Here is a 13,785-nt window from a genome sequence, read left to right on the forward strand (position 1 = left end):
GACCCGCTCTTCGTATCAACTCCGTCGTCCGCCCCTTGTTGCCTTTCGCGAAGAGCGGTACGGTTTCTACGCGGGTAAACACCCTTCGGCAAGGCGGTGATGCACCGTGTCCCTGTCACGGTCCCGTTCACGGCAACGGTGGTTCCCCCAGGACCTCACGTCCGTTCGCGCCGCGCGGGATTTCGCCGCGGCCACGCTCGCCGAGTGGGGGCTGGCCGACCGGCGCGACGACGCCCGGCTGTGCGTGTCCGAGCTGGCGACCAACGCGCTGCTGCACGGCGCCCCCACGGGACGGGAGTTCGGCGTGCGGCTCGAAGCGGACGCGGACTGGTTACGGATCGCGGTCCAGGACACCGGCTCCGGCCGGCCCGTGCCCCGGGCCTTCCGCCCGGACGGTGACGGCGGGCGCGGGCTGTCGCTCATAGCCGAGCTGGCCGACGCCTACGGCTTCACGGAGCACCCGGTCGGCAAGACCGTGTGGCTCGCCTTCAAGGTCGGCACCTCGGCCGCGGCGGTGAACGGGTGCGAGGGTGAGCCGGTGAGCGGAGCTGAGTGGGAGCGGCGGCTGGCCAACGCCTGGGCGTCCAACGACCGGCACGGCGGGGCGGCGTCCGCGGCGGAGTTCGTGGCGACGATCGAGAAGCTCACCGCCGAGCTGCCGCCGGACAGCCCCGTGGGACTCTTCGAGCGCGCCGCCGCGCTGGACGCGACCGGCCGGCCCGGCCGCGCCGAGCCGCTGTTCCGGCGGGCGCTCGACCAAGGGCTGACCGGTGAACGGCGGCGGCGCGCGGTGATCGCGCTGGCCGGCTCGCTGCGGGACGCGGGGCGGGCGGCGGAGAGCGTCGAGCTGCTGTCCGCCGAGCTGTCCACCGGATCGGATCAACTGGACGACGCCGTCCGGGCGTTCCTCGCGCTGGCCCTGGTCGACGCCGGCCGGGAGCGGGAGGCCGTCGCGGTGGCGCTCGGCGCGCTTGTGCCCCATCTGCCGCGCTACCAGCGGTCGTTGGAGAGCTACGCGCGGACGCTGCTGCCCGGGTCCTGAGCCGCCGTCCGCCGGTGGGTCCGGCCGCGCACGACCAGCAGCAGGCTCGCCAGCAGCGCCGAGAGCACCGAGCCGACCAGCACGGCGACCTTGACGTGCTCCTCCAGGTGCGGCGCCTCGGCGAAGGCCAGCTCCGCGATCAGCAGCGACACGGTGAAGCCGATGCCCGCGAGCATCGCGCCCGCGGCCACGTCCGGCCAGGTCAGGGACGGGTGCAGCCGGGCCCCCGTGAAGCGGGCGGCCAGGTAGGTGGCGCCGAGGACGCCGATCATCTTCCCGGCGATCAGTCCCAGTGTCACGCCCAGTGCCTCCGGCTCGCGGACCATGTCCCCGAAGGTGCCCGCCGAGACCCGCACGCCGGCGGCGAACAGGGCGAACACCGGCACGGCGATCCCGGCGGAGAACGGGTGCACGACGTGCTCGACCCGTTCGGCCGGGGACTCCTTCTCCAGCGGCCCCGCCGTGCTCCGCAGCAGCATGCCGAGCACCACGCCCGCGACGGTCGCGTGCACGCCGCTGTTGTACATCAGCACCCAGATCGCCACCGCGAGCGGGACGTAGACGTACCAGCCGCCCACGTTCCGCCGGTGCAGGATCGCGAAGACGACGAACCCGGCCACGGCGCCGAGCAGCGCCCACAGGTCGAGGTCCGTGGTGAAGAAGATGGCGATGACCACGATGGCGATCAGGTCGTCCACGATGGCGAGGGTGAGCAGGAACGTGCGCAGCGCCGAGGGCAGGTGGCGGCCGGCGACGGCCAGCACGCCGAGCGCGAAGGCGATGTCGGTGGCCATCGGCACCGCCCAGCCCGTCAGGTCCCCGCCGCCGGCGGTGGCGACCGCCACGTAGACCAGGGCGGGTGTGATCATGCCGCCCAGGGCGGCGACGACCGGCAGCACGGCGGCGGCCGGGCGGCGCAGCTCGCCGACGACCAGCTCCCGTTTCAGCTCGATGCCCGCGATGAAGAAGAAGACGGCGAGCAGGCCGTCCGAGGCCCAGTGGCCGACCGACAGCTCCAGGCCGAGCGCGGGAATGTCGAGGTGGTGGTCGCGCAGGTCGAAGTAGGTGTCACCGATCGGGGAGTTGGCGAGCACCAGCGCGAGTGCCGCCGCGGCCAGCAGGAGCATCCCGCCGGTGGTCTCCAGCCGCAGGAACTCCGCCACCGAGCGGCGGCTGCGCTCCTCCTCGGCCCTCGGGTCCCGCGTGAGGCGGAACGGGGGCCCGGCGCTGTGTCGCGGCGTCATGGGAGGCGGCCTTTCGTCGGGAGCGGACGGATTCGTTCCGTTGCCGACCAGACTTCCCGGCGCACCTTCGGCGTCGGGGAGGGGATGGTGACGCCGCCTTCACACCGTACCCCGGGTCGCCCGCCGGGTCACCTGGGGGCCGTTCACCCCGGGGGCCGCGCACGTGGGGCCGCGCGCGGGGGGCCGCGCGCGGGGACGTTCACCCGAGGTCGCGCACGTGGGGACGTTCACCCGGGGCCGCGCACGTGGGGACGTTCACCCGGGGCCGCGCACGTGGGGACGTTCACCCGGGGCCGCGCACGTGGGGACGTTCACCCGGGGCCGCGCACGTGGGGACGTTCACCCGGGGCCGCGCACGTGGGGACGTTCACCCGGGGAACCGTTCACCCGGGGCCGCGCACGCGGGGACGTTCACCCGGGACCGCGCACGCGGGGAACCGTTCACCCGGCGCCGCGCACGCGGGGACGTTCACCCGAGGTCGGTGAACGCCTCCACGGCCTGTGTCTTCCCGGTGATGATGATCACATCGCCGGGCTCCACGACCGTCTCGGCGGTGGCGTGGGTGAAGTCCTGCCCCGGCCGCTTGATGCCGACGACGGTCACGCCGTGCTTCGTCCGGACCGCGCTGACGCCGAGCGGGACGCCGGTCGCGACGTCCGGGGCCACCGTCTTGGCCAGGGCGAAATCGTCGTCGAACTCGATGAAGTCCAGCATCCGGCCGGTGACCAGGTGGGCGACGCGCTCGCCCATCTCGTGCTCCGGGAGGACGACGTGGTGGGCGCCGAGCCGTTCCAGGATCTTGCCGTGCTGGCGGCTGATCGCCTTGGCCCAGATGTTCGGCACGCCGTCCTCCAGCAGGTTGGAGGTGACGAGGATGCTCGCCTCGATGTCCGTGCCGATGGCGACGACCGCGCTGGGGAACTCGTGCACGCCGAGCTGCCGCACCACCTCGTTGTCGGTGCAGTCGGCCACCGCCGCGTGGGTGAGGGCGTCGGCGTGCTGCTGCACGATCCGCTCGTCCTCGTCCACGCCCAGCACCTCCCAGCCCCGGCGCATCAGCTCCTCGGCCAGGGAGCTGCCGAAGCGGCCCAAACCGATGACGGCGATCCGCTGGTCGCCGCTGTCGCGCTGGGCGTAGGTCTGGGCGAGCCGTTTGTCGCGGCGGCGGCGGATCGAGTGCAGGTAGTTGCTCATGGTCGTCCCGACTGTGTGGTGTGCCTAACCGATGATCGGACGTTCTTCCGGATGCTGGTAGCGCCGTTTCCGTTCCCGCAGGGCGAGGGCCGAGACCATGGTGATCGGCCCGACACGCCCGATGAACATCAGAGCGATGATGATCAGTTGCGCGCCGCCGGGCAGGGTCGGCGTCAGCCCGGCGGTCAGTCCCACCGTGCCGAACGCTGACACCGCCTCGAACAGCACCGCGTCCGTCGACGCGTCCACCAGCGTCAGCAGGGCCAGCGTCGAGACGATCACCACCCCCACGCCGAGCAGCGCGATCGTCAGCGCCTGCCGCAGCACGTGCGGGGCGAGCTTGCGCCGGAAGGCGCCGGAGGTGGGCTCGCCGCGCACCTCCGCGATGATCGCCGCGCCCAGCACCGCGAACGTGGTCACCTTGATGCCGCCGGCCGTGCCCGCGCTGCCGCCGCCGATGAACATCAGCACCGAGGTCCCCAGCAGCGTCGCCGGTTCCATCGCCGCGATGTCGGTCGCGTTGAACCCGGCGGTACGGCTCACCGTGGAGTGGAAGAACGCCCCGACCACCTTGTCGTCCACGGCCAGCGGCCCCAGCGTGCCCCGGTTGCCCCACTCCAGGCCCAGCGTGAGCAGCGTGCCCGCGACCAGCAGCACCGCCGTCATCAGCACGGTGAGCTTCAGGTGCAGGGACCAGTTGCGCCGCCCGCTGGCCCGGCGCCGCGCACGGTGCCGCAGCAGCTCGATGATCACCGGGAACCCGAGCCCGCCCATGATCACGGCGAACGCCACCGGCAGCAGCACCCACGGATCCTCGGCGTAGTGCACCAGGTTGTCCGCGCGCAGTCCGAAGCCCGCGTTGTTGAACGCCGCGACCGAGTGGAAGATCCCGTGGTAGACGGACCGGCCGAACGGGTCCCCGTGCCCGAAGTGGAAGCGGAGCGTGAGGATCAGCGCCGTGACCGACTCCACGACCACGGTGATGGTCCCGACCCGCAGCAGCACCTGGCGGACATCCCCGATGCCGATCTTCGTCTCGGCCTGCGCGTGCAGCGTCATCCGCAGCCGCAGCTTGCCCGCGATCAGCAGCGCCAGCAGCGAGGCCAGGGTCATGATCCCGAAGCCGCCGGCCTGGATCAGCACCAGGATCACGCCCTCGCCGAAGCCGCTCCAGTACCCGCCGGTGTCGACCACCGCCAGCCCGGTCACGCACGCCGCCGAGGTCGCCGTGAACAGCGCCGTCAGCAGCGGCGGCGCGGTGCCGTCCTGCGCGGCGACGGGCAGGGCGAGCAGGGTGGTGCCGATGACGACGGTGACGCCGAAGGCGAGGGCCACCATGCGGGCCGGGTGGGTGTCCATGACCCACCGGCGCCGGGGTCTGAAGAGGGGCGTCGCCACGTCGTTCCGTTCTGCTGGTTCGTGTGGTCGGTGAGACACCCTAACGCGCACCTGACGTGCCCCTGCCGATTCCGTGGGGCTACCGGGCCGTGGCGCCGCTGACGTATAAAGATGACGGGTGTGGTCGCGAGGGGGTGGAACATGGGCGACTTCTGCTCGACCGCCTTGCAGTTCCCGGCTGTTGTCTTCACGTTTCCGCTCGGCGTCGTCCTGGCGTACTGGATCTTCGCCGTCCTCTTCGGGGTCGGAACGGGCGTCGCGGAGGCCGCCGCCGGGCCGGAGGCGCCGGGCGGCTTCGCCGGCGGGCTCGCGCTGCTCGGCCTCGGCGGGGTCCCGGCCGCCGTGCCCGTCTCGCTGATCATCGCGCTGGGCTGGTTCACCGCCATGGCCGGGACCGAGCTGCTCGACGCCGGATGGCGGCGGGCGCTGACCCTGCCCGCCGCGCTGTTCGCCGGCTGGGCCGGCGCCCGCCTGCTGGTGCTGCCGCTGCGCCGCACGTTCCCCGCCGAACACGGCATCTACCACGAGGACTTCGTGGGCCGGGTCTGCGTCATCCGCACCGGCCGCGTCACCGCCGGCTTCGGCCAGGCCGAGGTCGCGGCGGACGACGGCGGCACCTCGATCATCCAGGTGCGGGCCGAGGGACCGGAGGCCGCCGAGCTGACCTCGGGGCGCCGCGCGCTCATCTTCGGCTACGAGGCGGACCGCGAGTTCTTCTGGGTGGCCCCCTACGACCTCGGCGGATCAGGGGAGTTGGGGCCCGAGGAGAACCGGACACCGGCCTGACACGTCCTTCACGGGACGGGAATCACGGCTTCACGAGGGGGGCCTCTTTTCACCATGCAGACCATCGGCACAAGCCTCGGGGTGCTCATCGCCTCGCTGCTGATCATCGCCCTGGCCGTCGTGTTCATTCTCAGCCGGCTCTTCCGCAAGGTGGAGCAGGGCAAGGCGCTGATCGTCTCGAAGGTGCGCAGGGTGGACGTCACCTTCACCGGCGCCGTCGTGCTGCCCGTGCTGCACAAGGCGGAGGTGATGGACATCTCCGTGAAGGCGATCGAGATCGGCCGCACCGGGCGGGAGGGGCTGATCTGCCGGGACAACATCCGGGCGGACATCCGGATCTCGTTCTTCGTCCGGGTCAACAAGACGGTCTCCGACGTCATCAAGGTCGCCCAGGCCATCGGCACCGAGCGCGCCAGCGACCGGGCCACGCTCCAGGAGCTGTTCAACGCCAAGTTCTCCGAGGCGCTCAAGACCGTCGGCAAGCAGCTCGACTTCGCCGACCTCTACACCAAGCGCGAGGAGTTCCGCGACCGGATCATCGCCGTCATCGGCACCGATCTCAACGGCTACAGCCTGGAGGACGCGGCGATCGACTACCTGGAACAGACCCCGCTCAGCGCCCTCGACAAGAACAACATCCTCGACGCCCAGGGCATCCGCAAGATCACCGAGCTGACCGCCGCCCAGAACGTCCTCACCAACGACTTCCGGCGCAACGAGGAGAAGGAGATCACCCGGCAGAACGTCGACGCCCGGGAAGCCGTCCTCGAACTCGAACGACGCCAGGCCGACGCCGAGATCAAGCAGCGGCGCGAGATCGAGACCACCCGTGCCCGCGAGGAGGCCGAGACCGCCCGCATCCAGGCCGAGGAGCGGCTGCGTTCGGAGACCGCCGCCATCAAGACCGAGGAGCAGCTCGGCGTCCAGAACGAGAACCGCGAGCGCGAGATCGTCGTCGCCCGGCTCAACCGGGACCGGGTCGTCGCCATCGAGAACGAGCGGATCGAGAAGGACCGGCTGCTGGAGGTCATCGCCCGCGAGCGTGACACCGAGCTGCGGCGCATCGCCAAGGACAAGGAACTGGAGGGCGAGAAGCGGGAGATCGCGGACGTCATCCGGGAGCGGATCGCCGTCGAGAAGACCGTCGCGCAGCAGGAGGAGGACATCAAGAGGCTGCGCGCCGTCGAGGAGGCCGAACGCGACCGGCAGTCCCTCGTCATCCACGCCGAGGCCGAGGCACAGGAGCGCCTGGTCAAGGACATCAAGGCCGCCGAGGCCGCCGAGCAGGCCGCCGAACACCGCGCCCGCGAGACCCTGACCATGGCCGAGGCCCGCCGCAAGGCCGCCGACCTCGACGCCCAGGCCGCCATCCGCCTCGCGGAGGGCAGGCGCGCGGATGTCGCCGCCGAGGGGCTCGCCCAGGCCGAGGTGCAGGAGCGAATGGCCGACGCCATCGCCCGGACCAGGCACGCGGAGGCCGAGGCCGCCAAGGAGATGGGCCTGGCGGAGGCCGAGGCGCTGCGCGAGAAGATGGTCGCCGAGGCCGTCGGCATCCGGGACAAGGCCGGTGCGATGGCCGTCCTCGACGCCGCCAGCCGCGACCACGAGGAGTACCGGCTGCGTCTGGAGGCGGAGAAGGAGATCCGGATCGCCGGCATCGACGTGCGGCGGCAGATCGCGGAGGCCCAGGCCGCCGTCGTCAGCGCGGGGCTGGAGAACGCGAAGATCGACATCGTCGGCGGGGACTCCGTCTTCTTCGACCGGCTGATCGGCGCCATCTCGGCGGGCAAGGGCGTGGACGCCTTCGTCGAACACTCCGAGCACGTGCGGACGATGGCCGGGCCCTGGCTGGACAAGGACGGCTCCACGTTCACCCGTGACCTCGGCGCGATGCTCGCCGGGCTGGGCGCGGGCGGGGTGCGCGACCTCACCCTTGCCGGGCTGCTGACCGCGCTCATCAGCCACGGCGGCGACCGTTCCGGCGCGCTGGGCGGTCTGCTGGAGACCGTGCGGGCGCAGGGGCTGGCCGACATTCGGCTCAACGGCTCCACGGGGGGCGGGACTTCGGGACCGGCCGTGCCGTCCGTGCCGCTCGGCAAGTGACCGGGGCCGACGGGATGGACATGGACTCCGGCAGCTATGAGGTGCTGCGCGACCGCATGACGGCCGCCGCCGCCGGACTCGCGGGACGCGCCCGGACGTTGAACGAGCGCCGCACCGAGACGTTCGGCGGCTCCGGGCTCGAACTCGTCGCGACGGACCGGGTGCGTACCGAACTCCCGGCCCTGCCGCGCGATGTGGCGCAGGTCGGCGGGCTGCTGCTGTTCGGGCACCACGTGCCCGCCGGCCGCGACACCCTCACCCTCCACCGCACCTCGGGCGAGGGATCCCTCGCTCCGGCGCCGCCCGACGCGGTGCCGGGGCTGCTGGACGACCCCGCGTTCCAACGCGATGTCGAGGAGCTGTACCGCTACTACCGGGGCGCGCGCCTGCGCCGCCTGCGCACCGTCGGCTCGCTGCTGCTCGCCGTGTTCCAGACCGGCGAGGCGGCGACCGACACCCGCGTGCTGCGCTGGCGGCTGCGCCCGGACGGTCGGCCCGAGTATCTCGACGCCAAGGGCGAACGCGACGATGTCCCCGCCGCCGCCCATGACTTCGCCTGGACGCCGACGAGCCGCGAGCAGCACGTCGCGGACGGGCCGCGTCCGCACATCGCGATCGGCGGCGGGCTGCCGGGGGGCGGGCCGGCCGGGGGCGGGCTGACCGTCTCCACGGTCGGGGGTGAACTCACCGTCACCGCCGGGGAGGACGAGGCGGCCGTCGCGTACCGCGAGCCGGTGGACGATCCGCTCCAGTCGCTGGCCGACGCGCAGGTCTCCACCGCCCGCGTCGGCCCGCTGGTGCTGCTGCGCGTCCTGCCGTACAACGAGACGGCCCACCGCTACCTCGTCCACAACACCCGTACCAGGGAGGTCGTCCGCCTCGACGGCATCGGCCAGGCGTGCCGGGCGCTCCCCGACGACCAGGGTCTCGTCTTCCCTGGCGGGTACTACCTCGCCGCCGCGCCCACCGGCGCCGCGGCCCGGACCTTCGACACCGACACACGCGGGCTGACGTTCGACGCGGCGGTCCGTTCGCCCAACGGCGAGGACGTGCTGTACGTCTTCCGCGACCCGGCCACCAACCGCGCGCTGCTGCTGCCCTACAACCTCATCCGCAAGGAGATCGCCGCCCCGCTCACCGCCCACGGCTTCGCGCTGTTGGACGACGGCACCATGGCCCTGTGCCGCGCCGACGCCCCCGAGCCGGGCCGCGTGCACGCGGTGCAGCTGTGGCGCACGCCGTTCGTCTCCGAGGCGCACGCCGCCGCCCGGCCGCCGGGCGAGGGGCCGCTGGCCCGCGTCGGCAACGCCGAGCTGGTGCGCGGCATCTCGGACGCGCTGACCGTCGCCCGCCTCGCCACCGAACTCGCCCCCGACACCGCCGTCTTCGAAGCGGTCGTCGCCGCCTGCGACCGGCTCACCGACCAGTACCACTGGCTGGCGCTGGACGGATTCGCCGCGTTGCACGAGCCCGTGGCGACGCTGCGCGCCACCGCCGCCCAGGTCATCGCGGAGTACGAGCGCGTCCGCCAGCTCCGGCGGCAGACGCGGACCGCCGTCACCGAGGCCGGGACGGAGGTCACCGCCCTGCTGCGGCGGGCCCGCGGCGAGGCGCCGAGGAGCGCCGCCCAGTGGGTGGCCCTCCTCACCGAACTGCGCCGCGCCCAGGGCTCGGTGGAGTCCCTGCGGGAGCTGCGGTACGCCGACCTCGCGGCGATCGACGGGATCGCGGCGAGGCTGGCCGAATCCCTGGCCGCGACCGGCCGCCGGGCGGTCACGTTCCTGTCCGGGGCCGACGCCTTCGACGACAGCCACGCCGCTGTCACCCGCCTCACCGAGCGCGCCGCCGAGGTCGAGACCACCGGCCACGCCGAGCCGTTGGCCGCCGAGATCCATGAACAGGCCGACGCGCTGCGGACGGTGACCGACGTCATCGGCGGGCTCGACATCGGGGACGCCACCGTCCGCACCGAGCTGCTGACCCGGATCGGCGAGGTGATGAGCGCGGTCAACCGTGCCCGCGCCGTCCTCGACGGCCGCCGCCGTGAGCTGCTGGAGAGCGAGGGGCGCGCCGAGTTCGCCGCCGAGTACGCGCTGTTGGGCCAAGCCGTCATCGCCGCGCTCGCCGCCGCCCGCACTCCGGAGGAGTGCGACGAGCACCTCGGCCGGCTGCTGCTCCAGGCGGAGAATCTGACCGCCCGCTTCGGCATGTTCGATGACTACCTCGAACAGCTCACCCGGCAGCGCGACGAGATCTACGAAACCTTCGCCGCCCGCAAGCAGGCGCAGCTCGACGAACGCGCCCGCCACGCACAGCGGTTGGCCGACTCCGCCGACCGGGTGCTGACCACGGTCGTCCGCCGGGCCACCGCGCTGGACACCCTGGACGAGGTCAACGCCTACTTCGCCGCCGACCCGCTCGTCGCCCGCGTCCGTACCACCGCGGGCGAACTGCGCGGTATCGGCGAGACGGTCCGCGCCGACGAGCTGGACGGGCGGCTGAAGGCCGCCCGGCAGGAGGCGGGCCGCGCGCTGCGCGACCGGGCCGACCTGTACGGCGCGGACGGCACGGTCCGGCTCGGCCGTCACCGTTTCTCCGTCACCACCCAGCCCATCGACCTGACGCTGGTGCCGCACGGCGACGGGCTGGCGTTCGCTGTCACCGGCACCGACTACCGGGCGCCGGTGGCCGATCCGGAGCTGGCCGCCGCGCGCGGCTTCTGGGACCAGCCGCTGGTCTCGGAGTCGCCCGAGGTCTACCGGTCGGAGCACCTGGCGGCGACCGTCTTCGCCTCGGCCCCCGTTTCCGGGGACGCTGTCGAACTGGTCCGGCGGGCCGCCGAGTCGGCCTACGACGAGGGCTACGACCGGGGCGTCCACGACCATGACGCGGTGGAGATCCTGACCGTGCTGCTGCGGCTGCGGGAGGGCGCGGACCTGCTGCGCCACCCGCCGGACGCGCGGGCCGCCGCCCAGCTCTTCTGGGCCCTCGGCTGCGACGAACCGGCGCGCCGCGCCTGGGCGTTGCGCGCCCAGTCGCTGGCCCGCGCCCGTGCGACGTTCGGCGGCACCCCGGCCGCGATTCCCGCGCTGACGGCGGAGCTCGCTTCCGCCGTTGCCGCGTATCTGGGGCCGGGGGCGTCCGCCGCGTCGAGTGTGACGGAGGTGTCCGCCGCGTCGGGTGCGTATCTCTTCGAGGAACTGGCCATCGGCGGACCGGCGTTCGTCGTCAGCGCCACGGCCCGGTCGCTGCTGGACGACTTCCGGGCGGCCCTCGGCGCCACCGGGCGGAAGGAGCTGGCCCAGGAGCTGACCGCGCTCGCCGCCGACCCGGCCGCCCGGCGGCAGCTCGTCACCGCCTGGCTGGGCGCGTTCGCCGAGGCCACCGGCCGCGACACCACCGACCTGCCCGAGGCGGCGGCCGTCGAGTTGTGCGCCGACGCCGTCGAGCACCGGACGGTCGACGCCCCGATCGCCGCCACGGCCCGTGGCCTGCTCGGCAGCCACCCGAGGATCAGCGGCGGCGAACTGACGGTCCGGCTGGATGAGTTCCTGACCCGCACCACGGACTTCCGGCTGAACCGCGTACCGGCCCACCGCCGTTACGTCCGCCGCCGCAACGCGCTCCTCGACGCCGAGCGCGACCGGCTGCGGCTGACCGCCCACCGGCCGCGCGTCATGCCCGCGTTCGTCCGCAACCGGCTGCTGGACGAGGTGTACCTGCCGCTGATCGGGGACAACCTGGCCAAGCAGATCGGCACCGCCGGGGACACCCGCCGCACCGACAGCCAGGGCCTGCTGCTCCTGCTCTCCCCGCCCGGCTATGGCAAGACGACGCTGGTCGAGTACGTCGCGGCGCGCCTCGGTCTGGTGCTGGTCACGGTCGACGGCCCCGCCCTCGGCCACGGCACGACCTCCCTGGACCCGGCCGCCGCCCCCGACGGCGCGGCCCGCCGTGAGGTCGAGAAGATCAACTTCGCGCTGGAGATGGGCAACAACGTCCTGCTCCATGTGGACGACATCCAGCACACGTCGCCCGAGTTGCTCCAGCGCTTCATCCCGCTGTGTGACGCGCAGCGGCGGGTGGACGGCGTGCGCGCCCACGACCTGCGCGGCAAGCGCTTCGCGGTCTCGATGGCGGGCAACCCGTTCACCGAGTCCGGCTCCCGTTTCCGCCTGCCCGACATGCTCGCCAACCGCGCCGACGTGTGGAACCTGGGGGACGTACTGACCGGCCGCGAGGACCTGTTCGCCCTCAGCCACATCGAGAACGCGCTCACCGCCAACCCCGTGCTCGCTCCGCTCGCGGCCCGCGAACGCGACGACATCGACCTGCTGGTCCGCTTGGCGCGCGGCGACGGGACGGCCTCGGCCGAACGGCTGAGCCACCCCTACACGCCCGCCGAACGGGACCAGATCCTGAGCGTGTTGCGGAAGCTGTTGCATGTCCAGCGCACCACGTTGAAGGTGAACGCGGCTTACATCGCCTCGGCCGGCCAGGATGACGTGACCCGCACCGAGCCGCCGTTCCGCCTCCAGGGCTCGTACCGCAACACCAACAAGCTGGCGGAACGGATCGTGCCGGTGATGGACGACGCGGAGCTGGAGGCCGTCATCGATGACCACTACCTGGCCGAGGCCCAGACACTGACGACGGGCGCGGAGGCGAACCTGCTGAAGCTGGCCGAACTGCGCGGCCGTCTCACACCCGAACAGGCCGCCCGCTGGGCCGAGATCAAACGCACATGGACGGCGTCACGCTAAGTCGCAACGACGAACGGCTCGTCGTACTCGGGGGAGAGGACGATGGCAGTCCGTCTGACCGGAGACACGGGCTGTCGCGGTGAGGTGGGTGCGGCGGCTGTTCATTTCCTGGTGCGGGTGGGGAGTCCGGGGGAGATCAGGCGGGTGGCCCGGAGGACTGTTGTGCGGCGGAGGGTCAGGGACTCGCCGGTGGTGAAGTCCAGGCGGCTGCCGCCGCCGTGGAGGGGGTCAGGGCTCGGACCGTGAAGACCTGGCCGCCGATGAGGAGTTTGTCGTCGGGGCGCACCGTTGAGGCGTCGATGTCGATCGGGGCCAGGATGCCGGCTCGGGTGGTCATCGGTCGTTGGCTCCGATCTCGGCGAAGAGCTGGAGCACTTGCCCAGGCTCCGCTTCAGGACGCAGACGTAGGAGGTGAGTTCGTCCGGTGCCGCCAGGGGAGGGAGGCGGATGCGACGGCGGCCAGGTCCTGGCGGGCCACGATCAGCACCGCCTGCTCCAGGCCGGCCGGGGTGGGGCGGGCGGCTCGTTGTCCCGGCGCGGGCGTGGGAAGCCTTCGTCGGGCATCTCAAGGGCTGACCGGGCGCACTCAAAATCTTCGCCGGATTCGCACATGTTCACAACGGCCGCAGGGCGGCGCCCAGGACCACGGGGTACGTGGTCGGGCACCGCCCTGCGGGGGACGGGGCTGTGTCAGCCGCCGCGGATGGCGCTTTCGAGACCGGTGTCGGTCTCCTCCATCGTGTCGGCCGCGGTCCTCAGGAACTGGCCCATGCCCTGGAGACCCTCAAGCACCTTCTTGGCACCCTGGGTGAACTCCCGGTAGGACTCGTCGAAGGCACGCGACGACCGCGACGTCACATAGCCGTCCGCCACCAGACCATCGATGTAGCCCTGAAGCTCTTCGAGCTTGGCGTCCATGGTCTCGTACTCGGAGACGAGCCGGTCGCCCGCCTCCCGCATGTCGTCATATGTCACATTGATATCGGCCATGACGAATCCCCCTTCTGATGTGGGGCGGAGGGCCGGTCCCTCCGCTGGATACCGGTGTGTCGCGTGGCCCTCGTGAACCGGCACAGGTGCCACGCGCACTCAGACTACGTCCGTGACGCACAGGGCGGTACCCCCGGTCAAGAGGGCGCCCGAGCGCCTCGGCGGAACGTAGGACGCCGTCGGTCGCGTTGCGGTTGCACCAACTCCCAGCACCCGTTGTCACACCCACGCAAGATGCGATTATGGTCATGTCCAGCGAAGCAC

Annotated in this window: 9 protein-coding genes; 4 read left to right on the plus strand and 5 right to left on the minus strand. The window is 72.4% G+C overall.

Annotated elements, in window-relative coordinates:
* Nucleotides 1-106 precede the first annotated feature (106 nt).
* Nucleotides 107-1,042 carry a tetratricopeptide repeat protein gene (locus tag OIE51_RS19105; RefSeq protein WP_326598949.1) on the plus strand — a complete coding sequence of 312 codons (936 nt, stop codon included), beginning with the start codon at nucleotides 107-109 and terminating at the stop codon, nucleotides 1,040-1,042.
* On the opposite strand, the gene nhaA is transcribed toward OIE51_RS19105, so the two are convergent.
* The 3 genes from nhaA to OIE51_RS19120 all read right to left on the minus strand — a co-directional run bounded on the left by nhaA (nucleotide 1,012) and on the right by OIE51_RS19120 (nucleotide 4,840).
* A complete protein-coding gene (nhaA, locus tag OIE51_RS19110; protein WP_326598950.1) occupies nucleotides 1,012-2,286 on the minus strand; it encodes a Na+/H+ antiporter NhaA in 1,275 nt (424 codons plus the stop codon). The genes OIE51_RS19105 and nhaA overlap by 31 nt on opposite strands.
* A 469-nt stretch (nucleotides 2,287-2,755) precedes the next feature.
* Nucleotides 2,756-3,481, minus strand: coding sequence for a potassium channel family protein (locus OIE51_RS19115; protein WP_326598951.1), 726 nt, complete (start codon nucleotides 3,479-3,481; stop codon nucleotides 2,756-2,758).
* 24 nt (nucleotides 3,482-3,505) lie between these two features.
* Entirely contained in the window at nucleotides 3,506-4,840 is a 1,335-nt protein-coding gene (locus OIE51_RS19120; RefSeq protein ID WP_326598952.1) for a TrkH family potassium uptake protein, read from the minus strand.
* A gap of 150 nt (nucleotides 4,841-4,990) precedes the next feature.
* Between OIE51_RS19120 and OIE51_RS19125 the strand changes: the two genes are divergently transcribed.
* The 3 genes from OIE51_RS19125 to OIE51_RS19135 are packed head-to-tail and all read left to right on the plus strand — an operon-like array spanning nucleotide 4,991 to nucleotide 12,531.
* On the plus strand, nucleotides 4,991-5,665 hold the full coding sequence (locus OIE51_RS19125) for a hypothetical protein (protein ID WP_326598953.1): 675 nt from the start codon (nucleotides 4,991-4,993) through the stop codon (nucleotides 5,663-5,665).
* A 54-nt stretch (nucleotides 5,666-5,719) separates the two neighbouring features.
* Nucleotides 5,720-7,768: an SPFH domain-containing protein gene (locus OIE51_RS19130; RefSeq protein ID WP_326598954.1), complete on the plus strand. Its 2,049-nt coding sequence runs from the start codon at nucleotides 5,720-5,722 to the stop codon at nucleotides 7,766-7,768.
* Between the two features lie 14 nt (nucleotides 7,769-7,782).
* Nucleotides 7,783-12,531, plus strand: a complete 4,749-nt coding sequence (locus OIE51_RS19135; protein WP_326600696.1) for a DNA repair ATPase — start codon at nucleotides 7,783-7,785, stop codon at nucleotides 12,529-12,531.
* A gap of 175 nt (nucleotides 12,532-12,706) precedes the next feature.
* Here OIE51_RS19135 and OIE51_RS19140 read toward each other — a convergent pair whose 3' ends face one another.
* Together OIE51_RS19140 and OIE51_RS19145 are read right to left on the minus strand one after the other, a co-directional pair.
* Entirely contained in the window at nucleotides 12,707-12,868 is a 162-nt protein-coding gene (locus OIE51_RS19140; protein WP_326598956.1) for a hypothetical protein, read from the minus strand.
* A gap of 353 nt (nucleotides 12,869-13,221) precedes the next feature.
* Entirely contained in the window at nucleotides 13,222-13,521 is a 300-nt protein-coding gene (locus tag OIE51_RS19145) for a WXG100 family type VII secretion target (protein WP_326598958.1), read from the minus strand.
* Nucleotides 13,522-13,785 lie beyond the last annotated feature (264 nt).

Origin of the sequence: Streptomyces sp. NBC_01803 (assembly GCF_035917415.1) — a bacterium.
In the GTDB taxonomy this organism is placed as follows: Bacteria; Actinomycetota; Actinomycetes; order Streptomycetales; family Streptomycetaceae; genus Streptomyces.

Coding starts and splice junctions, on each gene's coding strand:
- nhaA (WP_326598950.1), bottom strand. CDS start 2,286: ATGACGCCGCGACACAGCGCCGGGCCCCCGTTCCGCCTCACGCGGGAC.
- OIE51_RS19115 (WP_326598951.1), bottom strand. CDS start 3,481: ATGAGCAACTACCTGCACTCGATCCGCCGCCGCCGCGACAAACGGCTC.
- OIE51_RS19120 (WP_326598952.1), bottom strand. CDS start 4,840: ATGGACACCCACCCGGCCCGCATGGTGGCCCTCGCCTTCGGCGTCACC.
- OIE51_RS19125 (WP_326598953.1), top strand. CDS start 4,991: ATGACGGGTGTGGTCGCGAGGGGGTGGAACATGGGCGACTTCTGCTCG.
- OIE51_RS19130 (WP_326598954.1), top strand. CDS start 5,720: ATGCAGACCATCGGCACAAGCCTCGGGGTGCTCATCGCCTCGCTGCTG.
- OIE51_RS19135 (WP_326600696.1), top strand. CDS start 7,783: ATGGACATGGACTCCGGCAGCTATGAGGTGCTGCGCGACCGCATGACG.
- OIE51_RS19140 (WP_326598956.1), bottom strand. CDS start 12,868: ATGACCACCCGAGCCGGCATCCTGGCCCCGATCGACATCGACGCCTCA.
- OIE51_RS19145 (WP_326598958.1), bottom strand. CDS start 13,521: ATGGCCGATATCAATGTGACATATGACGACATGCGGGAGGCGGGCGAC.